Below are 25,952 nucleotides of genomic sequence, written 5' to 3' on the forward strand. Positions count from 1 at the left end.
CGGACGCACCGCCGCCGTCGTTGGGCGTGTCTGACCGTTCCCGCCGGGCGCGCGCTGATCCGACGCGAACGGTCGGACACGCCCTACCGTCCTTCCCAGTGACACCGCACAGGGGAGGACCGTGACATGACCGCCGCGCCCATCGCTCCGCCGCCGGGCGGCCCGCGCCGGCTGCGCCTGCTCAGCTACAACATCCGCTCGTTGCGCGACGACCGGCGGGCGCTGGTGCGGGTGATCCGGGCCTGCGCGCCCGACCTGGTCTGCGTCCAGGAGTCGCCGCGCTACTGGCGCCCCGAGGGCCAGGCGGCCTGGCTGGCCCGGAGCACCGGGACGGTGGTGCTGGCCGGGGGCGGCCGGACCGCCGCGGGGCCGCTGCTGCTCGGCCGCCCCGGCGCGGTGGAGGTGCTCGGCGTGTACGACCGGCTGCTGCCCAAGACCCGCGGCCTGCACGCGCGCGGCTTCGCCACCGCGCTGCTGCGGGTGCCCGGCGCCGCGCCGTTCACCGTCACCAGCTGCCACCTCAGCCTGGACGCCGAGGAGCGCCACGGGCAGTTCGAGTTGCTGCTCGACCAGCTGGCGATCGCCGAACAGGGCGTCGTGGCAGGGGACTTCAACGAGCACCCGGACGGGCCGGGCTGGCAGCTGCTGGCCTCGCGGATGTGGGACGGCTACCCGACGGCGCCCTGGGGCGGTGAGTTCACGTCCGTCCCCGAGAACCCCTACCAGCGGATCGACGCCGTCTTCGCCACGCCCGGGATCACCGTCCTCGGCTGCGGGGTGCCGCACGGGCTGCCCGGCGTCACCGAGGCCGATCTGCGGGCCGCGACCGACCACCTGCCGGTGCTGGCGGTCATCGAACTGCCCGAGGACTAGGGCGTGTTCAAGGCCTCAGACCACCGCGCCGTTGTCCGGGTCGTCCGGTTCGTCCTCGTCGCGGTCCTTCATCCGGGCGACCAGGGTGACGAAGCCGCCGAGGAAGGCGGTGACCCCGACCCAGGCGGGCCAGCCGGAGATCTCCCGCCACACCACCGCGTCGATCAGCAGCAGGGCCGGGCCGCCGAGCACCGCCAGCCAGGCGAACTTGGCGGTCACGTCGGCGGGCGGCAGCGGCGGGGGCTCCGGCGGGACGTAGTGGCCCTCGTCGGTCTCCTCGGCCAGCTCGAAGTCGCGCGGGCCCGAGCCGGCGGCCGGGAGCACGGGGCGGCCGGAGCGGGAGCGGGGCTGCGGGGCGAGGTCGGAGAGGTCGTCCGGGTCGCCCTGGCCGGCCTTGGGGCCGAGGCCGTCCTTGAAGCCGCCCTTGAGCTCGTTCTGAGCGCGGAGGTTCTCGACCTCCGGCCAGTTGGGGTTGGTGAGGTCGACCGGGTCGTCGAACTGGGCGACCAGCGCGGCGAAGATCGCGTCCTGCTCGGCCTGGCTGCGCTCGGGGGCGCTGCGGCGCGGGCGGGGCTCCACGGGCGCGGGGGCGTCCGTTTCGGGGGCCTCCCCGGTGGGCGCGGCCGCCGCGGCGCCGTCGGCTCCCCGGCCGCTCGCCGCGGTGCCGCCCTGGGCGGTGCCCTGGACACCGCCGCCCTGGACGGTGCCGCCCTGAACGGTGCCGCCCTGAACGGTGCCGTCCCCGTGGACGGTGGCGTTGCCCGGGACGGTCGGGTTCCCCTCGACGGCGGCATCCCCCTGGGCGGTGGCGTCCGTCGGCGCTCCGTCCGTCCGCGCGCCGTCCTCGCGGGGCTTCTCGTCCCCGCTGCCCGCCGTGCTGCTCTCGTGCACTTCCGGCCCTTCAGCCATGGTGATCGTCGGATTCGGCCCTGTCCGCCCCCGCGGCGTGCGCGGGAGCCAGCCGTCGGATGAAGTCCTGGCTCGCCGCGAATATTTCCGCCGCGTCGTGGTCCAGCGTCGCGACGTGGAAGCTGCGTTGGCACAGCCGCTCCGTCACGTCGGTCGAGGATATCCGGGCCAGCACCAGTTCCGAGTTGGCCGGCGAGACGACGTGGTCCTGCGGGCTGTGGAAGAGCAGCACGGGCTGGGTCACCTCGGGCAGCCGCCGCCGGACCTCCTGCCACAGCCGGCCGAGCGACCAGGCGGCGTGCAGCGGCGTCCGGTCGTAACCGAGCTCCTGGGCGCCCGGCTTGTGGATGTCGTTCGCGATCCCCGGGATGCTCGGGACGAGGTGCCGGAGCACCGGGAGCAGCACTCCCGCGGGGTTGTCCGAGCGCACCGACGGGTTGACCAGCACCAGCCCGGACACCGTCGGGCCGTGCAGCGCGGCCAGCCGCAGCGCGAGGGCGCCGCCCATCGACAGCGCGCAGACGAAGACCTGCTCGCACTCCTCGGTGAGGGTCAGCAGCTCGCGCTCGACCTCCGCGTACCAGTCCTCCCACCGGGTGACCTGCATGTCCTGCCAACGGGTGCCGTGCCCCGGCAGCAACGGGAGGGAGACGGTGAACCCGGCCGCCGCCAGCTCCTCGGCCCACGGCCGCAGCGACTGCGGCGACCCGGTGAAGCCGTGGCAGAGCAGCACCCCGACCGGTCCGCCGCGGTGGCGGTACGGTTCGGCACCGGGCAGCAGCGGCATGGCGGACTCCTTCGCGGGCGGGTGGCGCTGGGGGAGGGACGCTGGGAGGGGAGCTGCGGGAATCCGCATCGTCCCACGCTCCGAGCCGGGACGTACACCCCCTACGGCGGGCCCGGGCACAGCCGACGGCCGCGGGGCATTAGGATCGACCGGTCCGCATAACAGGAGGCCCGGGTTGTTCTACCGACTGATGAAGATGATCGTCGCGCCACTGCTTCGGATCTTCTTCCGGCCGTGGATCGAGGGTGAGGAGAACATCCCCACCGAGGGTGCGGCGATCATCGCGAGCAACCACCTGTCCTTCTCGGACTCGTTCTTCTTCCCCGCGCTGATCAAGCGCCGGGTGACCTTCATCGCGAAGGCTGAGTACTTCAACACCCCGGGCCTCAAGGGCCGGCTGACCGCCGCCTTCTTCAAGGGCGTCGGCCAGCTGCCGGTGGACCGCTCGGGCGTGCGCGGCGCCGGTGAGGCCGCGATCCGCAGCGCCATCGCGGTGCTGGACCGCGGCGAGCTGTTCGGCGTCTACCCGGAGGGCACCCGCTCGCCCGACGGCAAGCTGTACCGCGGCAAGGTCGGCGGCCTGGCCCGCGTCGCGCTGGCCACCGGCGCCCCGGTCATCCCGGTCGCCATGATCGACACCGAGAAGGTGCAGCCGCCCGGCCAGGTGGTCCCGAACTTCGGCATCCGCCCGGGCATCCGGATCGGCCGCCCGCTGGACTTCTCCCGCTACCACGGCATGGAGAACGACCGCTTCATCCTCCGTTCGGTGACGGACGAGGTGATGTACGAGATCATGCGGCTCTCCGGCCAGGAGTACGTGGACATCTACGCGACCGCGGCCAAGCGGCAGATCTCCGACGAGAAGAAGAAGGCCGACGCCGAGCGCCGGGCCGCCGCCAAGGCGGAGAAGGCCGAGGCCGCCGAAGCGGAGAAGGCCGCCGAAGCCGAGAAGGCCGAACAGCAGGACCAGCAGGAACAGAAGGGCACCGGGTCGGCCTGACGACCCGGACGGGTCCAGGGGAGGGGCCGGGACATGGCGGAGGGCGCGAGAACGGGCGGCGCGGTCGGCGGAACGCTGGCGGCCGGCGGCATGTCCGTCGAACTCCCGCTGTGGAAGGCCATCTCCTACTTCCGGGTGCTGGCCCTGTGCTACGCGCTGCTGCGGTACTTCAACTCCTACCTGCACTTCCTGCACCCGGTCGCCGGCTGGATCTACTTCGGCGCGCTGATCCTCTGGACGCTGGCCAGCACCCGGGCCTTCTCCAACCCGCAGCGCTGCACCTGGTACGTCCTCGGCTTCGACCTCTCGCTGGCCGTGACCGGCATCGTGCTGAGCGGGATGACCGACGCGCCGGCCCGGATCAGCCACGGCGCGCCCACCCTGCCGACCATCTGGGCCGCCGGTACGGTGCTCGGCTTCGCCGCCAAGGGCGGCTGGCGCCCGGCGGCGGCGTCCGGCGCGGTGATCGGGGTGGCCAACATCCTCGGCCACGGCGGGCCCACCGGCGACAACGTCCACAACATCGTGCTGCTGCTGGTGGCCGGCTGCGCGATCGGCTACGTGATCGAGCTGGCCCGCGCCAGCGAGGCCACCCTCACCCGGGCACTGCAGGTCGAGGCCGCCACCCGGGAGCGCGAGCGGCTCTCCCGGGACATCCACGACGGCGTGCTCCAGGTGCTCGCCCTGGTCCAGCGCCGGGGCGCGGAGCTGGGCGGCAGCGCCAACGGCAGCGGCAGCGGTGGCGCCGACGGTACGGACTTCGCCGAGCTGGGCCGCCTCGCCGGTGAACAGGAGCGCGCGCTGCGGGCCCTGATGACGGGCGGTCCGCTCCCGGCGCAGCGGCTGCCGGAGGCCGGGGCCGCCGAAGCGCCCGACCCCGCCGGGCCGCGCGACCTCACCGCGCTGCTGCGCCCGTACACCGACGAGCGGATCACGCTCTCCGCCCCGGGCACCCCGGTGCTGCTGCCCGGTCCGGCGGCGGGCGAGCTGGCCGCGGCGGTCGGTGCGGCCGTCGACAACGTCCGCCGGCACGCCGGGGAGGGGGCCCGGGCCTGGATCCTGGTCGAGGACGAGCCGGAGGCCGTCACGGTCAGCATCCGCGACGACGGCCCGGGCTTCGCGCCGGGGCGGCTCGGCGAGGCGGAGCGGGCCGGGCGGCTGGGCGTCTCCCAGTCCATCCGCGGCCGGGTGTTGGATCTCGGCGGCACGGCCGAGCTGTACTCGGCGCCCGGGGAGGGCGTCGAGGTCGAACTGCGCGTCCCGAGGAAGGCCTCCCGATGACCAACCAGCCGATGACCGATCAGCCGGCGACCGAGCAGCCGACCACCGACCGGCCGGTGCGGGTGATGGTGGTGGACGACCACCCGATGTGGCGGGACGCCGTCTCCCGCGACCTCGCCGAGGCCGGCCTGGACGTGGTGGCCACGGCGGGCGACGGCGAGGAGGCGGTGCGCCGCGCCCGGGCCTGCTCGCCGCAGGTCGTCGTGCTGGACCTCAATCTGCCCGGGCTGCCCGGCGCCGAGGTGTGCCGCCAGGTGGTCGCGCAGGATCCGGCGGTGCGGGTGCTGGTGCTGTCGGCCAGCGGCGAGCACCAGGACGTGCTGGAGGCGGTGAAGTCCGGCGCGACCGGGTACCTGGTGAAGTCGGCCGGGCGGGAGGAGCTGTTGGACGCGGTGCGCCGTACCGCCGTCGGCGACGCGGTGTTCACCCCGGGCCTGGCCGGCCTGGTGCTCGGCGAGTTCCGCCGGCTGGCCGCCGAGCCGGCCCCGGCCTCGGCGCCGGCAGTCCCGCAGCTGACCGCCCGGGAGACCGAGGTGCTGCGGCTGGTGGCCAAGGGCCTGTCGTACCGGCAGATCGCCGACCGGCTGGTGCTGTCGCACCGGACGGTGCAGAACCACGTGCAGAACACGCTGGGCAAGCTGCAGTTGCACAACCGGGTGGAGCTGGTCCGGTACGCGATCGAGCGGGGGCTGGACGAGGAACTCTGAGCGGGGCCCGGGCGGTTGCCGCCCGGGCCCGCACAACTCCTCATCCCCGTACGGCCGTTGCCTCCCGCAACAGGGCCGCGACGATGTCCACGCCGTCCCGGGTGAGCACCGACTCCGGGTGGAACTGCAGGCCCGCGAAGCCGGGGCCGCGCAGCGCGTGGACGTCGCCGGTGGCGGTGTCCCGGGAGACCTCGACGCCCGCTGCGGCGAGCCGGACCGCGTCGGCGTCCGAGCAGCGCGCGGTGAAGGTGTTGTAGAAGCCGACCGTCCGCTTGGTGCCGAACAGGTCGATGCGCTCCTGCGCGCCCTGGTACGGGACGGCCTTGCGGCCCAGCGCGAGCCCGAGTTCGGCGGAGAGCAGCTGGTGGCTGAGGCAGACCGCGAGCAGCGGGGCCGTGCGGGCGCCGGAGCGGACGGCGGCCAGGGCGTCCGCGACGACCGGTCGCAGCACCGCCATCTTGGGGTCGTCGGCGAGCGCCGGGTCGCCCGGGCCGGGGCCGAGCACCAGCGGGCCGCGGTGCGCCGCGACCAGCTCGCGCAGGCCGGGCCGGTCGAAGCGGACCACGGTGACCCGGTGGCCGAGCGAGGTCAGCAGGTGGTTGAGCATCGAGGTGAAGGTGTCCTCGCCGTCCACGACGAGGGTCGGCTCGGCCTCGGTGACCCGGGACGGCGTCTGCATCCGCAGCCAGAACGGCGCGAGGTCGGCCCGGCGGGCGTCCAGTGCGGCCTGCACCCGGTGGTCGTCGGCGAGCCGGGGCCCGCCGGAGTGGGGCAGCCGGGCGGGCGCGGGCCGGGCACCGATCGCGGTGAGCACCCCGGCGGCCTTGGCGTGGGTCTCGGCGACCTCGGACTCCGGGACGGAGTGGCGCACCAGCGTGGCGCCGACCCGGACGACCAGCCGGCCGGTGGCCGGGTCGATGTCGGCGGTGCGGATGCAGATCGGCGAGTCCAGCAGCTGCCCGCCGCTCGCGGAGCGCCCGATCAGGGCGAGCGCTCCGGAGTAGTAGCCGCGCCCGCCGGGCTCGTAGCGCCGGATCACGCGGGTGGCGTTCTGCACCGGGCTGCCGGTGACGGTGGCGGCGAACATCGTCTCGCGCAGCACCTCGCGGACGTCCAGCGAGGTGCGCCCGCGCAGCTCGTACTCGGTGTGGGCGAGGTGGGACATCTCCTTGAGCCGGGGGCCGAGCACCTGGCCGCCGAGGTCGCCGACGGTGCACATCATCTTCAGCTCCTCGTCGACCACCATGGTCAGCTCCTCCAGCTCCTTGGGGTCGTGGAGGAACCGGAGCAGCGAGTCGAGGTCGGAGCCGCCGGCCGGGTAGCGGTAGGTGCCGGAGATCGGGTTCATCACGACGGTGCCGCCGCTCTGCCGGACGTGCACCTCGGGGGAGGCGCCGACCAGCACCCTGTCGCCGGTGTGCACCAGGAAGGTCCAGTACGCGCCGCGCTCCTGGTCCAGCAGCCGGCGGAACAGCGTGAGTGCGAGCTCGGGACCGCAGTGTCCATCTCCGGCTCCGCCGGGGGCCTCCAGGGTGCCGTGGAAGTCGCGTCGGATCACGAAGTTGGCGCCCTCGCCGTTGCCGATCTCGTCCTCGATCACCCGGCGGACGATCGCCGCGTACGCCTCGTCGTCCACGTCGAACGCGCCGCCGGACAGCGTGACCGGCAGCTGCGGCAGGGCGGCGGTGAATTCGGCCAACGGCAGGGCGTACTGCTCGGCCACCGTGAGGGCCTGCAGCGGGGTGCCGTCGTCGTGCGCCTCGAAACCGCGCTCGCGGATCTGCCGGTACGGGACCAGCGCGAGCAGGTCGTGGACCGGGCCGGCGGCCGGGATGCCGGCCCGGACCGGCAGGTCGGCGAGGTGCTCGTAGCTGTCGACGGTGCCCAGCAGCACCTCGACGGTGTCCGGGGCGTGCCGGGGGGTGCGGCGGTGCAGCAGGGCGAAGGCGGGCGCGCCGGGGGCGGTGAGGCGGGCGAGCAGCTCGGCGGGGGTGGTCACGAGTACGGCTTCCTTCCGGGGTGGATGGCGAGGCGGTGCTGTTCCGCTCCCGGAGGGCCGTCTGCTCGAACGCACGACGGCCGCCCCGAGGGGCGGCCGTCGTGTTCGTCTAGGAACGCGCGATCTGTGGGCCACCCTTGGGGGAGGCCCACCACCAGGAGTGGGTGTGGGGCGCGTGCATGGGGCGAGCCTAGCCGATTGGGCCGGGCGGGTGAGGCCGATGACGGGCAATGTCCGAGACGTGTCTCATCCCTCGGGCAATGGTCACGGATCGCTCTCGCGACCCCGTAGCCTTGCGGTGTGACCGTGACGACTGAGACAACGAGGACTGGCCACTCCTGGCAGTCCCTGCCCGCGGCGCAGCAGCCTGAATGGCCGGACCACGAGGCTCTGCGCAAGACCCTTGCCGAGCTCGCCTCCTATCCGCCGCTCGTCTTCGCCGGCGAGTGCGACCAGCTGCGCGCCCGGCTCGGAGCCGTGGCGCGTGGGGAGGCGTTCCTCCTGCAGGGCGGCGACTGCGCCGAGGCCTTCGACGGTGTCTCGGCGGAGCACATCCGCAACAAGCTGAAGACCCTGCTGCAGATGGCGGCCGTGCTGACGTACGCCGCCTCGGTGCCGGTCGTGAAGGTCGGCCGGATCGCCGGCCAGTACTCCAAGCCGCGCTCGAAGTCGACCGAGACCCGTGACGGCGTGACCCTGCCGGTCTACCGCGGCGACTCGGTGAACGGCTTCGAGTTCACCCCCGAGTCCCGCATCCCGGACCCGGAGCGCCTGAAGCGGATGTACAACGCGTCCGCCGCGACGCTGAACCTGGTGCGCGCCTTCACCACCGGTGGTTACGCCGACCTGCGCCAGGTGCACGCCTGGAACCAGGACTTCGTGCGCAACTCGCCGGCCGGCCAGCGCTACGAGCAGCTCGCCCGGGAGATCGACAACGCCCTGGCGTTCATGAACGCCTGCGGCGTGGCGCCGGAGGAGTTCAAGACCGTCGAGTTCTTCTCCTCGCACGAGGCGCTGATCCTCGACTACGAGACCGCGCTGACCCGCGTGGACTCGCGCACCGGCGACCTGTACGACGTCTCCGGCCACATGGTGTGGATCGGTGAGCGCACCCGGCAGCTGGACCACGCGCACATCGAGTTCGCCTCCAAGATCCGCAACCCGATCGGGGTCAAGCTGGGCCCGACCACCTCGGTGGACGAGGCGCTCACCCTGATCGAGAAGCTGGACCCGGAGCGCGAGCCCGGCCGCCTGACCTTCATCACCCGGATGGGCGCGGGCAAGGTCCGCGACCACCTGCCCACCCTGGTGGAGAAGGTCACCGCCTCCGGCGCCAAGCCGGTGTGGATCTGCGACCCGATGCACGGCAACACCTTCGAGGCCTCCAGCGGTCACAAGACCCGCCGCTTCGACGACGTGCTGGACGAGGTCAAGGGCTTCTTCGAGGTGCACCGCGCGCTCGGCACCCACCCGGGCGGCATCCACGTGGAGCTGACCGGCGACGACGTCACCGAGTGCGTCGGCGGCGGCGACGAGGTGCTGGTCGACGACCTGCACCAGCGCTACGAGACGGCCTGCGACCCGCGGCTCAACCGCAGCCAGTCGCTGGACCTGGCGTTCCTGGTGGCGGAGATGTACCGCGGCCAGTGATCGGTCGGCCGGTGATCCGCCGGCCCTGATGTGACGAAGGCCCCTCCGGATTCGGGGTTCCCGAGCCCGGAGGGGCTTTTTCGCACCCGGATCGCCGGGTAAGGTGAGGCTTAGTGAACTAAGGCAAGCCTTAGTCAAGATCCATTCTGCGCTTCACCTGCGCTTCACCCCCGGGAGAGACCGCGATGTACGTGTGCATGTGCCATGCGGTCACCGAGGACCAGGTGAAGAAGGCGATCGACGGGGGTGCCAACACCCCGCGCCAGATAGCCAAGGGCTGCAAGGCCGGCACGGACTGCGGATCCTGCGTCCGCCGGATCCAGGCGCTGCTCGGCGAGCACGGCGCCCGGCCCTGCCCGACCGCCCGGCTGGCCGCGAAGCTCGGCCTCGCCGACTCGGAGGCCCAGGACGTTCCGGCGCCGGCCGCCCCGAAGCCGGGCCCGACGGCCCCGATCGCCCCCGTGGTGCCGTTGCGGGTGGCCTGAGCCGGGAGCCGGCGCTAGGACTCCGGCTGCTCGATCAGCTGGGCGAGGTAGAGCGCCTCGCCGAGCTTGTCCAGGAGCTCCAGCTGGGTGTCGAGGTAGTCGATGTGGTGCTCCTCGTCGGCCAGGATGTCCTCGAAGATGTTCGCCGAGGTGACGTCGTTCTTGGCCCGCATCACCACGACCCCGCGCTTGAGCCGGTCGATCGCCTCGACCTCGATCTGGCGGTCCGCCTCGAACATCTCCTTGACCGTCTGGCCGATCCGGACGTGGAACAGCCGCTGGTAGTTCGGCAGCCCTTCCAGGAACAGGATCCGGTCGGTGAGCGTCTCGGCGTGCTTCATCTCGTCGAACGACTCGTGCCGGGTGTACTTGGCGAGCTTCGTCCAGCCGAAGTTCTCCTGCATCTTGGCGTGCAGGAAGTACTGGTTGATCGCGGTGAGTTCGGCCGTGAGCTGCTCGTTGAGGAACTCGATGACCTCCGGGTCGCCCTGCATGGTGCTGCCTCCCTGCGCTACGTCCTGCGGTGACTCTTGCGCTGGGCATCCTGGCACCGTATTGGGAGGAAATTCCAGTAAGTTCACACTCACTAGGACATGTGTCGGAATATCCGGTTTGGGCGGTTGTCGGGTGGTGTGCGATCGACCATTGGCCCGTACGGGCAGGGCGTGAAACCAGGGCCAAGGGGCGCGCGCCGGGGCTCGTCCGCCGTCTGTCACCATGGAGCCATGGGTCAGTCCGAACAAGAACCGCTTCCGCCGTCTGACCCGAGGCTCCCCCCGGGCCAGCGCGTGCAGCGCGGCTGGCCCGCCCTGCACTACGGGCCGGTGCCCCGCTTCAAGCCGCTGACCTGGGACCTCCAGGTGTTCGGCGCCACCGCCTCGGCGGAGAAGCACAGCTGGGACTTCGCGGCCTTCAACGCCCTGCCGCGCACCAGCGTGGTCGCGGACCTGCACTGCGTCACCAAGTTCTCCGTGCTCGGCAACGAGTGGACGGGCGTGCCCGCGGCCCTCCTGCTCGATCTGGTGCCCCCGGCGCCCGGCGTCACCCACGTCATGGTCTGGGCCGAGTACGGCTACAGCGCCAACCTGCGGCTGGCCGACTTCGCCGACCGGCACACCCTGCTCGCCACCCACCGCAACGGCGAGGCGCTGACCGCCGAGCACGGCTTCCCGGTGCGGCTGGTGGTGCCGAAGCTGTACGCCTGGAAGGGCCCCAAGTGGGTGCGCGCGGTGGAGTACATGCGGGCCGACCGGCGCGGCTTCTGGGAGGAGCGCGGCTACCACAACCTGGCCGACCCGTGGCGCGAGCAGCGCTACTCCTATCAGGAAGAGCCGGGCGACGGGCCGCTCCGCTGAGCCCCCGACCCCGTCAGAACAGCGAGAAGTTGACCGTCACCACGGTCTTCTGCGGGCGCCGCTCGCCGGCCGCCGGGGACTGGCTGCTCACCTTGCCCATGCCGAGCGTCCAGTCGGTGGCCGCCTTCATGGTGAAGCCCGCCGCCTGCAGCGCCTTCTGCGCGTCGTCCCGGCCCATCCCGCTGACGTTCGGGACCGGCACCATGCCCTTGCTGACCACCAGCGAGACCGCGGCGTTCTCCTGCAGCATCTGCCCGGCGGCCGGCGAGCTGCTGATCACCGAGCCCTCCGGCACCGTGTCGTTGTAGGTCTGGGTCACTGCGCCCCTGGTCAGCTGGGCGGCGGCCAGCGCGGCGGCCGCGTCGTCCGAACTCTTGCCGGTCACGTCCGGCACCGCGATCCGCTTGGGGCCCTTGGAGACGGTGACCGTCACCGAGTCGCTCTTGCGGGTGCGCGCGCCCACCCCGGGGTCGGTGGAGATCACCTGCCCGGCCGGGACGGACTCGCTGAACGCGTCGACGAACTTGCCGTGCAGGCCCGACTGGTCCAGGATCCGCTGCGCCTCGCCCCGGTCCTTGCCGAGCACGCCCGGCACCGAGCCGTACAGCCCCTCGGAGATCCCGTAGGTGACGCCGCCGACCGCCAGCACCAGGGCGGTCAGCGCGGCCACCCAGATCAGCGGCTTGCGCGGGACCCGGCGCAGCCGGCTCGGCCGGCGCACCCGGACCGGGGTCGGCTCGTCGTACGGGCGGGGCTCGGCGAGCAGCTGGTCCATCACCTCCGCCGGCACGTCCAGCACGCTGGTGCGCTCCGGCGCCGGGGCGTCGGCGGGCCGGGGCAGCGGCTGGATCACCGAGGTGGGCTCGCTGGTCGGGTAGCGCGGGCTGGGCAGGGTGGAGGCCGGCGGCTCGGCGTCCAGTTCGGCCGGGGTGAGCGTGCGGCGGACCCGCTGGAGGGCGGCGAGCAGCTCCACCGCGTCGTACGGGCGGGCGTCGGCCGCCCGGGCGCAGGCGCCGGCCACTATGGCGTCCAGCGCCGGGGCGACGGTGGGGGCGGTCAGCGAGGGGGCGGGGACGTCCTCGTGCAGGTGCTTGTACATGACCTGGACGGGGTTGTCGCCGGTGTGCGGGCGGCGGCCGGTGAGCATCTCGTACAGCAGGATGCCGGCCGCGTAGACGTCGACCCGCTGGTCGGTGGGGGCGTCCGGGAGGATCTGCTCGGGGGCCAGGTAGGAGACCGTCCCCATGACGGTGCCGCCGGTGGCGGTGCTGGTCGAGGTGGGTGCGCCGTCGGCGCTGCCGAGCACCCGGACCAGGCCGAAGTCGGCGACCTTGACCAGGCCGCTCTCGGTGATCAGCACGTTCTCCGGCTTGACGTCCCGGTGCACCAGCCCGGCCCGGTGGGCGGCGCCGAGGGCAGCGAGCACCGGCTCCAGCACGTCCAGCGCGGCCCGGACGGACAGCGCGCCGCGGTCGCGCAGCAGGTCGCGCAGGGTGCGGCCGGGAACGTACTCCATGGCGAGGAAAACGTTTCCGCCGTCCGCGCCCTGGTCGAAGACGTTGACCACGTTGGGGTGGGTGAGCTTGGCGACCGACTTGGCCTCGCGGATGAAGCGGGCGGTGAAGCCCTCGTCCCCGGCCAGCTGAGGGTGCATCACCTTGAGGGCGACCACCCGGTCCAGCCGGGTGTCGGTGCCCTTGTAGACGGTGGACATCCCGCCGGTCGCGATGCGCTGCTCGACCCGGTACCGGTTGTCGAGCACGGTACCGATCAGGGGGTCGTGCAATGCCATGTCCACCCGGGGGAGTCTAGTGGGGCGCGCGGACGCCGGTCCCGGAGGACACCGCTCCGGGACCGGCTTGTGACATGCCCTACACGGACTGGAAGGCGGGCCGCTCCCGGGTGTCCAGGTCGGCGAGGCCGGCCATCGCGGAGGAGGCCTCGGCGTGGAAGCGGCGCGGGATGCGGCCGGCCCGGTGGGCGAGCCGGCCCGCCTCGGCGGCGTGCCGCATCGCCTCGGCCATCAGCACCGGGTCCTGAGCCCGGGTCACCGCGGAGGCGAGCATCACCGCGGAGCAGCCCAGCTCCATCGCCAGCGCGACGTCGGAGGCGGTGCCGGCGCCCGCGTCCAGGATCACCGGGACCCCGGCGCCCTCCACGATCAGCTGGAAGTTGTGCGGGTTGCGGATGCCCAGGCCGGAGCCGATCGGCGAGCCCAGCGGCATGATCGCCGCGCAGCCGACGTCCTCCAGCTTGCGGGCCAGCACCGGGTCGTCGTTGGTGTACGGGAGCACCGTGAAGCCGTCGTCGACCAGCGTCTCGGCGGCGTCCAGCAGCTCGATCGGGTCCGGCAGCAGGGTGCGCTCGTCGGCGATCACCTCCAGCTTCACCCAGTCGGTGCCGAGCGCCTCGCGGGCCAGCCGGGCGGTCAGCACGGCCTCGCCGGCGGTGAAGCAGCCGGCCGTGTTGGGCAGGACGCGGATGCCGTTGCGGGTCAGCACGTCCAGGACGGAGCCCTGGGTGGTGGCGTCGACCCGGCGCATGGCCACGGTGGTCAGCTCGGTGCCGGAGGCGAGCAGGGCGCGCTCCAGGACCTCCAGGCTCGGCGCGCCGCCGGTGCCCATGATCAGCCGGGAGGAGAAGGTCGTCCCGGCGATGGTCAGAAGGTCGTCGGCCATGGTTCAGCCTCCCTGTACGGCGGTGAGGATCTCGATCCGGTCGCCGCTGCCCAGCGCCGTCGCGGGCCACGAACTGCGCGGCACCACGGCCTCGTTGAGGGCGGCGGCGACGCCGGTGTTGGCGGCGCTGACGGTGGCTACCAGCTCGGCGAGGGTGGTGGCGGCGGGCACCCGGCGGGGCTCGCCGTTGACGGTCAGGGCGATGTCGGTCGGGCTGGTCTCGGTCATGCGGAGGCCTTCGTGGTGGGGGCGTCGGGGGAGAACCGGGTGGGCGTGAACGGCCGTGCGAGCTCGGGGACTTCACCGGTCGCCAGGTAGTCGGCGAGCAGGTCGGCGGTCACCGGCGTGAGCAGCACGCCGTTGCGGTAGTGGCCGGTGGCGGCGACCAGCCCGGGCAGTGAGGTCGGGCCCAGCAGCGGGGCGTTGTCCGGGGAACCGGGCCGCAGTCCGGCCGCGGTCTCCCGCAGCGGGAGTTCGGTGATGCCCGGGACCAACTCATGGGCGTCACGCAGGAGTTCGTACACCCCTCCGGCGGTGACGGTGGTGTCGTAGCCCTGCTCCTCGGTGGTCGCGCCGATGACCAGCTCGCCGTTCTCCCGGGGCACCAGGTACAGGTGCTGGCCGCGCACCACCGCGCGGACGTTGCGGGAGAGGAACGGCCGGTAGGCGTCGGGGACATGGAGGCGCAGCACCTGCCCCTTCACCGGCCGGACGGCGGGCAGCACGCCCTCGGGCAGGCCCGGCAGCCGGTGGCTGTGCGGCCCGGCGGCCAGCACGATCTGGTCGGCGCCCAGACTCTCCCCGCTGCTCAGCCGGGCGCCGGTCGCGCGCCCGCCGTTGACCAGCAGCTCGACGGCCTCGGCCCGGTGCAGCCGGACGCCCGCCCGCTCGCAGGCGGCGACCAGGGCGGTGAGCAGCCGGCGGGGGTCCACCTGGTGGTCGTCCGCGACGTGCAGGCCGCCGCGCACGCCGGGGGCGAGCATCGGTTCGAGCTTGCGGGCCTCCCGGCCGGTCAGCCAGCTGGAGTCCAGGCCCAGCCGCTGGTGGAAGGCGTGCAGTTCGCGCAGTTCCTCGCGGTCGTCGGAGTCCAGCGCGACGGCGATGGTGCCGCAGCGGCGGTAGCCGGTGTCCAGGCCGCCGGCGGCCTCGGTGAGTTCGGCGGCGAAGGTCTCGTACCGCTGGTTGGAGGCCATCCCGAGGTGCAGCAGCGGCTCCTCGCCGTACTGCAGCTCGGTGACCGGAGCGAGCATCCCGGCCGCGACCCCGGCCGCGCCCCCGCCGTGGTCGGGGTCGACCACGATCACGTCCCGCAGCCCGCGCTGTGCGGCGCGCCAGGCGACGGCGAGGCCGATGACGCCCCCGCCGATCACCAGCACGTCGGCGCGGCTGCCCGATGGCAAGCGTGACAAAGCTGCTCTTCTCCCTTCGCCGGTATGACCCGGATCAGGTTCGGACGGTCGCGGGCCGTGCCAGCCCGCCTCTCAGCCCGGTTCGCCGGGCTCCCGTGTGGTGCCCCCACCTTAACGCCGGGGGTCGGCGCGGCCGAAGGGCCGTACGAGGGGTGGACGGCCGCCGGGGCCCGGCCGGTCGCTGAGTACAGTGACGGGCGTGGCAGAGCTGAGCGGAACGGATCGGGTGGTCGTCGTCGGAGCCGGGCTGGCCGGGGCGCAGTGCGCCCTGAAGCTGCGGCAGGGCGGCTGGCGGGGGCGGATCGTCCTGGTCGGCGAGGAACCGCACGCGCCGTACGACCGGCCGCCGCTCTCCAAGGACGTGCTGCTCGGCAAGGCCGACGCCACCACCCTGGACATCGACTACGAGGGGCTCGGCATCGAGCTGCTCACCGGCCGCCGGGCCACCGGCCTCGCCCCCGGCGTGCTGCACACCGACGGCGGCGACCTCCCGTACGACTCCCTGGTGATCGCCACCGGCGCCACCCCGCGCGCCCTGCCCGGGGCCGAGCGCGCCCACCTGCTGCACACCCTGGACGACGCCCTGGCGCTGCGCGCGCTGCTGCGCCCCGGCCTGCGGCTGGTGCTGGTCGGCGCGGGCTGGATCGGCGCGGAGGTGGCCACCGCCGCGCGCCAGGCCGGCTGCGAGGTCACCGTGGTCGAGGCCGGTCCGGCGCCGGTGCCGGGCGCGCTGCCGACCGAGGTCGGCTCGGCGATGGCCGCCTGGTACGCCGAGGCCGGGGTCGAGCTGCGCTGCGGCGTCGGCGTGGCCGCCGTCGAGCCCGGGGCGGTACTGCTGGCGGACGGCTCCCACCTGCCCGCCGACGAGGTGGTGGTCGGCGTCGGCGCCCGGCCCGCGACCGGCTGGCTGGCCGGCTCGGGCGTCGAGCTGGACGCCTCCGGCGCGGTCGTGGTGGACGGGCGGCTGCGCACCGGCCTGCCCGGGGTGTTCGCGGCCGGGGACTGCGTCAGCTACCCGTCGGCCCGCTCCGGCGCCCGGCTGACCGTCCAGCACTGGGACCACGCGCTGCAGTCGGGCGGGGCCGCGGCCGCCGCCGTGCTCGGGGCGGACGCGCCGTACGACCCGGTGCCGTACTTCTGGTCCGAGCAGTTCGGGCGGATGGTCCAGTACGCGGGCCGGCACGCCGAGGGCGACGAAGTCCTGTGGCGCGGCAGCCCGCAGGACGCCGCCTGGTCGGTGCTGTGGCTGCGCGACGGCGTGCCCAGCGCGCTGCTCGCGGTGGACCGGCCGCGCGACCTCACCCAGGGCCGGAAGCTGATCGAGCGCGGGGCGGCGCTGGACCGGACCCTCGCGGCGGACCCGTCGGTCGCGCTCAAGGGGGCCGCCGCTTAGCGCCGGGCGGTGCCGAGGTGGCAGTCTGGTGGCGTGAGCGAGATCGAAAGCAAGATTGAAGCCCTGGTCCCCGAGTGGATGTACCTCCCCGACATCTCGGAGCAGTGGGGAGTGCGTGTCACCGAGGTGCGCGACCTGGTGCGCAGCGGCGCGCTGATCGCCGTCCGGCGGGGCCCGAACAAGTCGCTGCAGGTCCCTGCGGCGTTCATCGACGGCCCGGGGCTGGTCAAGCACCTGTCCGGCACCCTGACCGTGCTGCGCGACTGCGGGTACAACGATGTGGAGATCCTGGAGTGGCTCTTCACCGAGGACCCGTCGCTGCCCGGCAGCCCGATCCAGGCGCTGCGGGAGAACCGCGGCACCGAGGTCAAGCGCCGCGCCCAGGCGATGCTGATCTGATGGCGGCGGACACGCCGCGTGCCCGGCTGGCCGACGCCCGGCTCTACCTGTGCACCGACGCCCGGCGCGAGCAGAGCGACCTGGCCGAGTTCCTGGACGCGGCGCTGGCCGGCGGGGTGGACATCGTCCAGCTCCGCGACAAGGGCCTGGAGGCCAAGCAGGAGCTGGCGGCCCTGGAGGTCTTCGCCGACGCCTGCCGCCGCCACGGCAAGCTGCTGTCCGTCAACGACCGCGCCGACGTCGCCCACGCGGCCCGGCCGGACGTGCTGCACCTCGGCCAGGACGACCTGCCGGTGCCGGCCGCCCGGGCGATCCTCGGCGAGGACGTGCTGATCGGACGCTCCTGCCACGCCGAGTCCGAGGTGGACGCGGCGGTCGCCGAGCCGGGCGTGGACTACTTCTGCACCGGCCCGGTGTGGCCGACCCCGACCAAGCCGGGCCGCCCGGCGCCGGGCCTCGGCCTGGTCTCGTACGCGGCGCGGCAGGCCACCGACCGGCCGTGGTTCGCCATCGGCGGGATCGACCTCGGCAACGTGGACGAGGTGCTGGCCGCCGGCGCCCGCCGGATCGTCGTGGTCCGGGCCATCACCGCGGCGGAGGACCCGCGGGCCGCCGCCGCCGAGCTCGCCCGCCGGGTGCGCGCGGTCTGAGCCCGGTTCGGGCCGTCGCCGTCAGTACTTGCGGACGGTGGCGGCCTCGGCCAGCGCCAGCAGCACCGTGCGGGCCCGCTCGTCGGCGAGCGGCGCCGCCGCCAGCGCGGCCAGCGACTGGCCCATCAGCTCCTCGATCCGGTGCTCCACCAGCTCGGGCGCACCGCTGCGGGCGACCAGCTCGCGCAGCTCGGCGACCTCCTCGGCGGCCAGGTCCGGCGCGCCGAGCCGGGCGTCCAGGTGCCGGGCGTCGGCCCGCGGCAGGGCGCGCATCGCGTGGGCGACCAGCAGGGTGCGCTTGCCCTCGCGCAGGTCGTCCCCGGCGGGCTTGCCGGTGACGGCCGGGTCCCCGAAGACGCCGAGCAGGTCGTCCCGCAGCTGGAAGGCCTCGCCCAACGGCAGCCCGAACGCGCCGAGGGCCTCGACCAGCTCCGGCCCGGCCCCGGCGAGCAGGGCGCCGACCTGCAGCGGCCGCTCGATCGTGTACTTCGCCGACTTGTAGTGCAGGACGGTCCGGGCCCGCTCCAGCGCGCCCTCGTCGGCCGAGTCGCCGGCCACCGGCTCCAGCACGTCCAGGTACTGGCCGAGCATGACCTCGGTGCGCATCAGGTCGAACACCGGCTTGGCGGCCAGCACGGCGGCCGGGTCCAGGCCCGAGCGCAGGAACAGCTCGTCGCACCAGATCAGCAGCAGGTCGCCGAGCAGCACCGCGGCCGAGGCGCCGTACTGCTCGCGGTCGCCGCGCCAGCCGCTGTCCCGGTGCAGCGCCTCGAAGCGGCGGTGGATCGAGGGCAGGCCGCGGCGGGTGTCGCTGCGGTCCATCAGGTCGTCGTGCACCAGCGCGCTGGCCTGCAGCAGCTCCAGCGCGGCCGCCGCGTTGGCGATCCCCTCGCCCCCGGCCGGGCCGCCGGCGGCGCGCCAGCCCCAGTAGCAGAAGGCCGGGCGCAGCCGCTTGCCGCCGTCCAGCAGGAAGTCGCGCAGGGCGTCCGCGGCGGGCACCAGCTGCGGTGAGATCTTGCCGAGCAGCGCGGACTGGCCGTCCATGAACGCGGCGAGGGCGGCGTTGACGCGCGTGCGGACGTCCTCCACGTCAATGGGGTTGGCCGGCCGGTTGCTGGACGAGGTCACGATGAGGCTCCGCTGGTTCGCTGGGGGTGCAGCAAGCGTAGCGGGGTAGCCGGGAACGGACGTGCGAGCGGGCCGGTGGGAGGCAGGGAGCGGGAGGGAGGGAAGCGGAAGGGTGTCCACTACTTGTCCCGAATCGTGGAATCGAGTTGTCCGGCCCCTTCGGGGGCCCGATAACCTGCCAGCATGGCACTCGGCATCGCTTCCACGAGATCGGACCGCGCAATGACGGTCCGCGAGCTCCTGGCGGCCGGAAAGCGCTCCTTCTCCTTCGAGTTCATGCCGCCACGCACCGAGGCCGGCGAGCAGAAGCTCTGGGACGCCATCCGTCGACTCGAACCGCTGGACCCGAACTTCGTCTGCATGACGTACGGCGCCGGCGGCTCCTCGCGCGAGCGCACCGTCAACATGGTCGGCCGGATCGCGACCGAGACCACGCTCACCCCCGTCGCCCACCTGACCGCGGTGGACCACTCGGTCGCCGAACTGCGCAACATCATCGGCCAGTACGCCGACCAGGGAGTGCGGAACATCCTCGCGGTCCGGGGCGACCCGCCCGGCGACCCGATGGGCGAGTGGGTCCGTCACCCGGACGGCGTCACCTACGCGTACGAGCTGGTGGAGCTGATCAAGGGCATCGGCGACTTCTGCGTCGGCGTCGCGGCCTCCCCGAACATGCACCCGCGCTCGGCCGACTGGGACGAGGACATCCGGCACTTCGTCACCAAGGTCCGCTCCGGCGCCGACTACGCGATCACCCAGATGTTCTTCGAGGTGGACGACTACCTCCGGTTCCGCGACCGGGTCACCGCCGCGGGATGCGAGACGCCGATCATCCCGGAGATCATGCCGGTGACCAACGCCAAGCAGCTGGAGCGCTTCCCCCAGCTCAGCGGCTCGGCCTTCCCGGCCGACCTGGAGGAGCGGCTGCGGGCCGTCGTCGACGACCCGGCGGCGCTGCGGGCGATCGGCATCGAGCACGCCACCGCGATGGCCGAACGGCTGCTCGCCGAGGGTGCGCCCGGCCTGCACTTCATCACGCTCAACCACTCGACGGCGACGCTGGAGATCTACCAGAACCTGGGGCTGCACCAGCGCTCCTAGCGTTGTGTCCACGGGCCCGTCACCGTTCCGCGGTGGCGGGCTCGGTCGTGTGCGGCCGGAGCGGCCTACGCCGGGAACGCGATGCGGTACCCCGGCCGTTGAACCGGTACAGTCGCCGCACACGCGCGGCGCGCGCGGGCACGCGACTGGAGGTAGCGCGCGGATGGGCATCGGATACCTGCTGCTGTACGTCGCGTTGGCGGTGGTCGCGCTCTGGCTGGTGGCCGAGGTGCTGCTGCAGAACCGGGCCCCGCTGCACTGGCGGGCGCTCGCCCTGGCCGGCTTCCTCGGCGTGGCCGTCGGGATGGGCCTCGGCTCGGTCGTGGTGATCGGCGCCGGAGCGGGCCTGTTCGCGGTCGGCCAGGCCTTCGTCACCCTGTCGGTCAAGAAGGGCCACCAGGCCGGCTGGTCCCTGCGGAAGTCCGACGGCAGCCTGCCCGGCCCCCTCGCCAAGGTGCCCCTGCTCGCCGCCCTGACCGGCGGCGCGGCGGTCGCGGCCGCGGCGGCGGCGGAGCAGAAGCGGGTCGGCGAGGTCAGCGCGGTCGAGGAGGCCCCGGCCCCGGTCGAGGCGCCCGTCGAGGCGTCGGCGCCGGTCGCCGAGGAGACCCCGGAGGTCGAGCAGACCGCCGCCTTCGAGATGCAGGAGCTCGCCCAGGACGGCGTCTACGCCCCCGCCTACTACGAGCAGCAGCAGGCCCAGCAGCCGCAGGACCCGTACGCCCCGGCCTACCAGTCCGGTTACGACCAGCAGCAGTGGCAGACCCAGCAGCAGCCGGCCTACGCCTACGACCAGCAGCAGTCCTACGGTGGCTACCCCCAGCAGCAGGACCCGTACGGCGGCTACCAGCAGCAGCCCCAGGACCCGTACCCGGGCTACCCGCAGCAGGCCTGGGACCCGAACGCCCAGCAGCAGCAGCACCAGCAGCAGTGGCAGCCCCAGCCCGACCAGCAGGGCCAGGGCATCCCGCAGCAGCCGGTGTACGACCAGAGCGGCTACGGCTACCAGCAGCAGAACACCTGGCAGCAGGGCTGAGGACGCGGCGGCCCCCGGCCCGGCCTCTAGGCCGGGCCGATGAGGTTGGCGGCGATGCAGGCCGACATGCCGACGCGGGAGAGGCCGCCGCCGGGGTGGGCGTTGGCACCGATCAGGTGGAGGCCGGGGACGGGGGACTCGTTGGCGGCCTTGAGCCAGCGGCCTGAGGCGCCGGCCAGGACGGGCCGGGCGACGGCGCCGGCGAGGGCACCGGTTTCGCGGCGGGTGTCCTCGGGGGTGCGGACGACCCGCCACAGGATCCGTTCGCGAAGGCCCGGGCCGGCCGCGTCGACGTGGGCGAGCAACTGGTCGGCGTAGCGGTCGCCGGCGCCCGGTGCGGTCCAGTCGAACGCGCCCTGGGCCGGGACGGTCGCGGTCAGCACCACGCTCTCGTGGGCGCCGTCGGGCCGCAGCGCCGGGTCGTCCGGGCGGAGCACCTGCACGGTGGGGCGCTCGCAGAGCGGGCCGGAGCCGGTCAGCGCCGCCTCCTCGGCGGCCGGGTCGGCCGCGTGCACGACCGTCCGGTGCGCGGTGCCCTCCGGGCGCGGCCCGCGCAGGGCCAGCAGCAGGCTGAACCGGCCGGGCACCCCGTGCGGCTCCCACTGCTCGGGCCGGAGGCCGGGCCACTCGGCGAGGCCGTGGCGGTGCAGGGCGGCGGCGTCCATCGCGGAGACCACCAGGTCGGCGTCGATCCGGCCGTCCGCCGTCTCCACCCCGCGCGCCCGGCCGTCCTCGACGACCACCCGGGTGACCGGGGTGTCGAAGCGGAACTCGACCTTGCGCAGCTCGCAGCGCCGGTACACGGCCTCCGCCAGGGCCCGCAGGCCGCCCCGGACGTACCAGACGCCGAAGGACTGCTCCATGTACGGCAGCACGGTGGCCCCGGCCGGGGCCTGGCCGGGGACGAAGCCGTACCGGACCGCGGCCTCGGACAGCAGGGCGGTCAGGCCGGGGTGGCCGCCGAGCTCGCGCGCGGCGACGTCCCGGAGGGTCCACGGCCGGGAGCGGCGCAGCCGCGCGAGGCCGGTGGCCGGCGGCACGGGGTACGGGTCGGTGCCCAGGAAGGCCCGGTCGGCCGGGAGCGGCTCCTCCAGCAGCGGGCGGCGGGTGGCCTCCCAGACCGTCCGGCCGTGGTTCATCACCTCGCTCCAGCGGGCGCCGGAGCCCGTGCCGAAGGCGGCGTCCAGGGCCTGGCTGACGCCGCCGCGCGAGGCGTTGGGCAGGGTGACGGCGGTGCCGTCGGGGAACAGGTGCCGGCTCTCCGGGTCCACCGGCGCCAGCTCGACCAGCTGCTCCAGCGGTTCCCGGCCGGTCTTCAGCGCGAGGTCGCGGTAGACGGCGGGCAGCGGGAGCAGGCCGGGGCCGGTGTCGAAGGCGAAGCCGTCGCGCTCGTACCGGCCGACCATGCCGCCGTACGTGCCGCCCGCCTCGCAGACCGTCACCCGGTGACCGAGGGTCGCCAGCCGGGAGGCCGCCGCGAGCCCGCTCATTCCTGCGCCGATGATGACGATCCGTGCCATGGCACCCGATCCTAGGCCCGGCCTGCGAAAGTCCCCTCGGCGGCTGCCCGGGCGGCCCTGCGCTCGCGGCGGCGGGCCCGGAACGCCCGGATCCTGCTGATCGCCAGCCAGACCAGCAGCAGGCCGGCCACCAGCAGCACCGCGGAGATCGAGGCGGCCGCCCAGGGGTGGAAGATCGCCAGGGTGACCAGGCCGGCCACCGAGAGGTCCTCCAGCAGGCTGACCACGATGTTGCTGGCTGGTTCGGGCGAGGTGTTGACGGCCATCCGCAGCGAGGCCTTGACCAGGTGGGTGACCAGCGCGGTGGTGCCGCCCATCGCCCCGGCCGCGACGGAGCTGAGCGAGCCCGGGTCGTTGCTCGCGATCAGCACGCCGACGACGGCGCCGGCGATCGGCCGGATCACGGTGTGCACGGCGTCCCAGACGGTGTCCACGTACGGGATCTTGTCGGCCACCGCCTCCAGCAGGAACAGCACGGCCGCCGCGAGCAGCACATCGGTGCGCTCCAGCGCGTGCGGCACCGACTCCGCCCCGGCGAACCGGCCCAGCAGGCCGAGCAGCAGCACCACCGCGTACGCGTTGATGCCGCTGGCCAGACCGCTGGTGAAGATCAGCGGCAGGACCGTCATCGCGTCCCCCTCCTCGCTCTCCCGGGTCTTCCGACCCCGGCCGGGACCGCCCGGCCCCGCCGTACCGTACCGGGAGCCGGGACGTCGCGGGCCACCGCCGTGGTTCCCCGCCCGGAGGACCGGGGCCGACTGAGTACGGGTACTCAGATCCGCGGTTGAGTACGTCAGCGGATGGCCTCCGACCTGCTGGGACGGGAGAGTGGTGGCACCCGGGAGGACGGCGCGTCGGGCGCCGGCCGCCTGGGTGGCGGATCCGTCCGTTCCCCCGGCCGGGAGGGCCAGGGGGGCGGCGGCCGAGATCCGCGAACGGGCGCCGGTCTCGGGCCCCGCACCGCCGGCACGGGGCGGCGGAGCGGGCCGGGGGGAGACCGGTCACCGGACGGGGGAGAACGGGGGGAGTTCGCCACCGCCACCCGGTGGGGGGTGGGCGGGGCGACGGCAGACGGCGGCGGCGCGGACCGGGGGGACCGCGACCGCCGCCGGTACGCCCGTACCCGGGGCCGGATTGTCAGTGGTGCGGTTCACGATGGGAGCGCACGGACCACCCGGTCCGCGCGCTGCCTCGGAACGGGGGAGACCATGACCATCAGCCATCCTGAGCCCGTCACCGCCCGCCTCCACTCCGCCGCCCTGCCACACGTTCCCGGCCCCGCCGGTGGCCGCCCCGCCGGGCGGGACGTCCACCCCGTGCTGCGCCGGACCGCCGCGCCGCCCGCCGCCCTCGACCTGCTCGCCGACGCCCACCGCACGCTGGCCCGCGCCCGCGCGCTGGAGGACCCGCTGGAGCGCTACGCCACCGCCCACCTGGCCGCCCTGCGCACGGTGGCGGCCGTGCTGGCCGTCCGCGGGCGGCCGGAGAAGGATCCGCGGCGGCGCAAGGCCATCCGCAGCGCCTGGGAGGTGCTGCCCGAGGTGGCCCCCGAACTGGCCGAGTGGGCGCTCTACTACGGCGCCGGCGCCCGCCGCCGGGCCGCCGCCGAGGCCGGGATCCGGGGCGCCGCCTCGGCCCGCGACGCCGACGACCTGATCCGCAACTCGGCCCTGTTCCTGCGCCTGGTCGAGCGTCTGCTCGGCCTGCACCCGACCCCGCCCGCACCCCGCCTGCCGCTGGGCGGCGACGAGCCAGGCGGCGTGAGCGGAGCCGCCACCCGTCAGGCATAAGGTGGAGGCATCCCGATCGATCTGCACGTGCCAAGGAGCCCCACCTTGTACCCGACGCGTCCCCGCAGCGCCCTGCGTACCGCCGTGGTGTGGGAGGTGGTGCGGGCAGCCCTGGAGAAGCGGGCGGCCGAGCTGGACCAGCCGGTGCTGGACGTGGTCGACACCGGCGGCGGCACCGGCAACTTCGCCGTGCCGGTGGCCAAGCTGGGCCACCGGGTCACCGTGGTCGACCCCAGCCCGGACGCGCTGTTCGCGCTGGAGCGCCGGGCCGCCGAGGCCGGGGTGACGGACCTGGTCCGGGCCGTCCAGGGCGACACCCAGACGCTGCCCGAGCTGGTCGCCCCCGGCACCGTGGACGCGGTGCTCTGCCACGGCGTGCTGGAGGTCGTGGACGACCCGGCCGAGTCGCTCGGCAGCCTGGCCGCCACCCTGCGAAAGGGCGGCCTGGTCAGCCTGCTGGCCGCCAACCGCAACGGCGCGGTGCTGGCCCGCGCGCTGGCCGGCCACTTCAACGAGGCCCGTACGGTGCTCTCCGCCGTCGACGGCCGCTGGGGCGAGCAGGACCCGATGCCGCGCCGCTTCACCGGCGAGGAGCTGGGCCGGCTGGCCGAGGGCGCGGGCCTGCGGGTCGAGTCGGTGCACGGCGTCCGGGTCTTCGCCGACCTGGTGCCCGGGGTGCTGGTGGACACCGAGCCGGGCGCCATGGAGGCGCTGCTGAAGTTGGAGGAGGCGGCCGCCGAGCAGCCCGCCTTCCATGCCGTGGCCACCCAGCTGCACCTGCTGGCCACCCTGGCCTGAGCGCCCTTCCGGAGCACCGGATCTCCCGCCCGCCGCCGTACGGTTCGCACACCGTGCGGCGGCGGTTCGCTTCCCGGACGGCCGCCGGACTCCTGCCCCTCGCCCCGGTGCGCTCGCGCGGCTCCCCAGGTCCGGGCCGATTCCATCGGATCGGGCACTTGTCCGAGTCGTCCGGCGTTGACCCGGGTGCGGCCCCGCCCGGTCGAAGTGGCCCGGCCCACGCGGCGCAGACCACCCCGTAACGGGCCCACGGACCGTATGATCTGGGTAAAGCCGGAAAGCATGACAGCCGGACGCGTGGGGCATATGGACGACACGGGCCGGGTCCCCCGCACGGGCGTCCGACCGCATGCCCAAGGCTGATTGGACTGGCCTCCCCGACCGGGGTGGCGGACCGGTCGCACCCGCGACCGACGAGTAGGAGGACTCCGTGCCGCTCTCGGAGCACGAGCAGCGACTGCTCGACCAGATGGAGCGAGCGCTGTATGCCGAAGATCCCAAATTCGCGTCGGCGCTTGAGGGAACCGGGCTGCGCACCTACACCCGCCGGCGGGTCTACCTGGCCGTCGCCGGTTTCGTGGTGGGGATCGGCCTGCTGATGGGCGGCATGGTCGTTCCGGACCAGATCTGGGTCAGCGTCGTGGGGTTCCTGGTGATGCTCGGGTGCGCGGTGTTCGCCGTGACGGGCTGGCGCCGCGGGCCCGCGAGCCAGGGCTCCGGCCCCCGGCAGGCCGCCGCCCCGCGCCGCAAGGCCGGGATGATGGACCGGGTGGAGCAGCGCTGGCAGCGCCGCCGGGACGAGCAGACCGGCGGCTTCTGAGCCGTACCGTCCGGACCGCGTCGGGACCACGTCAGGACCGCTGAGGACCGTTGCGAACGAGAAGAGCCGGGGGGGGGGGGGGGGGGGCGGGGCCCCCCCCCGCGCGCGGGGGGGGGGGGGGGCCCGCGGGGGGGGCCCTGGGCCGCGGGGTAAAACGCCGCGCCGCGGCCCGGGGCGCCCCGGACGC

26 protein-coding genes and 1 riboswitch are annotated in these 25,952 nt (G+C 74.2%); of the genes, 15 read left to right on the forward strand and 11 right to left on the reverse strand.

Annotated features, from left to right (window positions below):
- Positions 1-126 precede the first annotated feature (126 nt).
- Positions 127-873 (forward strand): endonuclease/exonuclease/phosphatase family protein, encoded by a 747-nt coding sequence (locus ACIG5E_RS18100; protein WP_396534412.1) that lies wholly within the window; start codon positions 127-129, stop codon positions 871-873.
- A gap of 15 nt (positions 874-888) precedes the next feature.
- On the opposite strand, the gene ACIG5E_RS18105 is transcribed toward ACIG5E_RS18100, so the two are convergent.
- A complete protein-coding gene (locus tag ACIG5E_RS18105; protein ID WP_396534413.1) occupies positions 889-1,782 on the reverse strand; it encodes a hypothetical protein in 894 nt (297 codons plus the stop codon).
- Complete coding sequence (locus ACIG5E_RS18110) at positions 1,775-2,569, reverse strand: alpha/beta hydrolase (RefSeq protein ID WP_396534414.1); 795 nt, start codon at positions 2,567-2,569, stop codon at positions 1,775-1,777. Before ACIG5E_RS18110 ends, ACIG5E_RS18105 begins: the two co-directional genes overlap by 8 nt.
- A 175-nt stretch (positions 2,570-2,744) precedes the next feature.
- Between ACIG5E_RS18110 and ACIG5E_RS18115 the strand changes: the two genes are divergently transcribed.
- The 3 genes from ACIG5E_RS18115 to ACIG5E_RS18125 are packed head-to-tail and all read left to right on the forward strand — an operon-like array spanning position 2,745 to position 5,557.
- Positions 2,745-3,569, forward strand: coding sequence for a lysophospholipid acyltransferase family protein (locus ACIG5E_RS18115; protein ID WP_396534415.1), 825 nt, complete (start codon positions 2,745-2,747; stop codon positions 3,567-3,569).
- A gap of 33 nt (positions 3,570-3,602) precedes the next feature.
- On the forward strand, positions 3,603-4,850 hold the full coding sequence (gene macS / locus ACIG5E_RS18120; RefSeq protein ID WP_396534416.1) for a MacS family sensor histidine kinase: 1,248 nt from the start codon (positions 3,603-3,605) through the stop codon (positions 4,848-4,850).
- Positions 4,847-5,557, forward strand: coding sequence for a response regulator (locus ACIG5E_RS18125; RefSeq protein ID WP_396534417.1), 711 nt, complete (start codon positions 4,847-4,849; stop codon positions 5,555-5,557). The genes macS and ACIG5E_RS18125 overlap by 4 nt, the downstream gene beginning before the upstream one ends.
- A gap of 40 nt (positions 5,558-5,597) precedes the next feature.
- Here the strand turns inward: ACIG5E_RS18125 and ACIG5E_RS18130 are convergent, their stop codons facing one another.
- Positions 5,598-7,556 (reverse strand): anthranilate synthase family protein, encoded by a 1,959-nt coding sequence (locus ACIG5E_RS18130; RefSeq protein ID WP_396534418.1) that lies wholly within the window; start codon positions 7,554-7,556, stop codon positions 5,598-5,600.
- A 300-nt stretch (positions 7,557-7,856) separates the two neighbouring features.
- On the opposite strand from ACIG5E_RS18130, the gene ACIG5E_RS18135 reads away from it, so the two are divergent.
- Entirely contained in the window at positions 7,857-9,206 is a 1,350-nt protein-coding gene (locus tag ACIG5E_RS18135; RefSeq protein WP_396534419.1) for a class II 3-deoxy-7-phosphoheptulonate synthase, read from the forward strand.
- 185 nt (positions 9,207-9,391) lie between these two features.
- On the forward strand, positions 9,392-9,691 hold the full coding sequence (locus ACIG5E_RS18140; RefSeq protein ID WP_396534420.1) for a bacterioferritin-associated ferredoxin: 300 nt from the start codon (positions 9,392-9,394) through the stop codon (positions 9,689-9,691).
- Between the two features lie 14 nt (positions 9,692-9,705).
- Here the strand turns inward: ACIG5E_RS18140 and bfr are convergent, their stop codons facing one another.
- Positions 9,706-10,185: a bacterioferritin gene (bfr, locus tag ACIG5E_RS18145; RefSeq protein WP_396534421.1), complete on the reverse strand. Its 480-nt coding sequence runs from the start codon at positions 10,183-10,185 to the stop codon at positions 9,706-9,708.
- Between the two features lie 231 nt (positions 10,186-10,416).
- On the opposite strand from bfr, the gene ACIG5E_RS18150 reads away from it, so the two are divergent.
- Positions 10,417-11,046, forward strand: coding sequence for a molybdopterin-dependent oxidoreductase (locus tag ACIG5E_RS18150; protein ID WP_396534422.1), 630 nt, complete (start codon positions 10,417-10,419; stop codon positions 11,044-11,046).
- Between the two features lie 13 nt (positions 11,047-11,059).
- Here the strand turns inward: ACIG5E_RS18150 and pknB are convergent, their stop codons facing one another.
- From pknB to thiO, 4 genes are all read right to left on the reverse strand, one after another.
- Positions 11,060-12,838 (reverse strand): Stk1 family PASTA domain-containing Ser/Thr kinase, encoded by a 1,779-nt coding sequence (gene pknB / locus ACIG5E_RS18155; RefSeq protein ID WP_396534457.1) that lies wholly within the window; start codon positions 12,836-12,838, stop codon positions 11,060-11,062.
- A 79-nt stretch (positions 12,839-12,917) separates the two neighbouring features.
- Entirely contained in the window at positions 12,918-13,724 is an 807-nt protein-coding gene (locus ACIG5E_RS18160) for a thiazole synthase (RefSeq protein WP_396534423.1), read from the reverse strand.
- A 3-nt stretch (positions 13,725-13,727) separates the two neighbouring features.
- A complete protein-coding gene (gene thiS, locus ACIG5E_RS18165) occupies positions 13,728-13,952 on the reverse strand; it encodes a sulfur carrier protein ThiS (RefSeq protein ID WP_396534424.1) in 225 nt (74 codons plus the stop codon).
- Positions 13,949-15,133 (reverse strand): glycine oxidase ThiO, encoded by a 1,185-nt coding sequence (gene thiO / locus ACIG5E_RS18170; RefSeq protein WP_396534425.1) that lies wholly within the window; start codon positions 15,131-15,133, stop codon positions 13,949-13,951. The genes thiS and thiO overlap by 4 nt, the downstream gene beginning before the upstream one ends.
- Positions 15,128-15,240: riboswitch (TPP riboswitch) on the reverse strand. Its footprint overlaps the gene before it by 6 nt.
- Before the next feature lie 83 nt (positions 15,241-15,323).
- Here thiO and ACIG5E_RS18175 point away from each other — a divergent pair.
- From ACIG5E_RS18175 to thiE, 3 genes are read left to right on the forward strand one after another with little or no spacing between them, the layout of a single operon-like run.
- Complete coding sequence (locus ACIG5E_RS18175; protein WP_396534426.1) at positions 15,324-16,526, forward strand: NAD(P)/FAD-dependent oxidoreductase; 1,203 nt, start codon at positions 15,324-15,326, stop codon at positions 16,524-16,526.
- Between the two features lie 33 nt (positions 16,527-16,559).
- Positions 16,560-16,925, forward strand: coding sequence for an Rv2175c family DNA-binding protein (locus tag ACIG5E_RS18180; protein WP_396534427.1), 366 nt, complete (start codon positions 16,560-16,562; stop codon positions 16,923-16,925).
- Positions 16,925-17,575, forward strand: coding sequence for a thiamine phosphate synthase (gene thiE / locus ACIG5E_RS18185; RefSeq protein ID WP_396534428.1), 651 nt, complete (start codon positions 16,925-16,927; stop codon positions 17,573-17,575). The genes ACIG5E_RS18180 and thiE overlap by 1 nt, the downstream gene beginning before the upstream one ends.
- Positions 17,576-17,596: 21 nt before the next feature.
- Here thiE and ACIG5E_RS18190 read toward each other — a convergent pair whose 3' ends face one another.
- The gene (locus tag ACIG5E_RS18190; protein WP_396534429.1) at positions 17,597-18,703 is read right to left on the reverse strand and encodes a polyprenyl synthetase family protein; all 1,107 of its coding nucleotides are present in this window, start codon (positions 18,701-18,703) and stop codon (positions 17,597-17,599) included.
- A 183-nt stretch (positions 18,704-18,886) separates the two neighbouring features.
- Between ACIG5E_RS18190 and metF the strand changes: the two genes are divergently transcribed.
- Both metF and ACIG5E_RS18200 read left to right on the forward strand, forming a co-directional pair.
- Complete coding sequence (metF, locus tag ACIG5E_RS18195) at positions 18,887-19,804, forward strand: methylenetetrahydrofolate reductase [NAD(P)H] (RefSeq protein ID WP_396534430.1); 918 nt, start codon at positions 18,887-18,889, stop codon at positions 19,802-19,804.
- A gap of 163 nt (positions 19,805-19,967) precedes the next feature.
- Entirely contained in the window at positions 19,968-20,837 is an 870-nt protein-coding gene (locus ACIG5E_RS18200; protein ID WP_396534431.1) for a hypothetical protein, read from the forward strand.
- Between the two features lie 26 nt (positions 20,838-20,863).
- Here the strand turns inward: ACIG5E_RS18200 and ACIG5E_RS18205 are convergent, their stop codons facing one another.
- Together ACIG5E_RS18205 and ACIG5E_RS18210 are read right to left on the reverse strand one after the other, a co-directional pair.
- Complete coding sequence (locus tag ACIG5E_RS18205) at positions 20,864-22,357, reverse strand: phytoene desaturase family protein (RefSeq protein ID WP_396534432.1); 1,494 nt, start codon at positions 22,355-22,357, stop codon at positions 20,864-20,866.
- 11 nt (positions 22,358-22,368) lie between these two features.
- Positions 22,369-22,986, reverse strand: coding sequence for a DUF4126 domain-containing protein (locus tag ACIG5E_RS18210; protein WP_396534433.1), 618 nt, complete (start codon positions 22,984-22,986; stop codon positions 22,369-22,371).
- Between the two features lie 579 nt (positions 22,987-23,565).
- Here ACIG5E_RS18210 and ACIG5E_RS18215 point away from each other — a divergent pair.
- The 3 genes from ACIG5E_RS18215 to ACIG5E_RS18225 all read left to right on the forward strand — a co-directional run bounded on the left by ACIG5E_RS18215 (position 23,566) and on the right by ACIG5E_RS18225 (position 25,765).
- A complete protein-coding gene (locus ACIG5E_RS18215; protein ID WP_396534434.1) occupies positions 23,566-24,147 on the forward strand; it encodes an SAV_6107 family HEPN domain-containing protein in 582 nt (193 codons plus the stop codon).
- A gap of 45 nt (positions 24,148-24,192) precedes the next feature.
- The gene (locus tag ACIG5E_RS18220; protein WP_396534435.1) at positions 24,193-24,945 is read left to right on the forward strand and encodes a methyltransferase domain-containing protein; all 753 of its coding nucleotides are present in this window, start codon (positions 24,193-24,195) and stop codon (positions 24,943-24,945) included.
- Between the two features lie 430 nt (positions 24,946-25,375).
- Positions 25,376-25,765 carry a DUF3040 domain-containing protein gene (locus ACIG5E_RS18225; RefSeq protein WP_396534436.1) on the forward strand — a complete coding sequence of 130 codons (390 nt, stop codon included), beginning with the start codon at positions 25,376-25,378 and terminating at the stop codon, positions 25,763-25,765.
- Positions 25,766-25,952: the final 187 nt, after the last annotated feature.

This window comes from Kitasatospora sp. NPDC053057, assembly GCF_044546945.1.
Lineage (GTDB): Bacteria > Actinomycetota > Actinomycetes > Streptomycetales > Streptomycetaceae > Kitasatospora.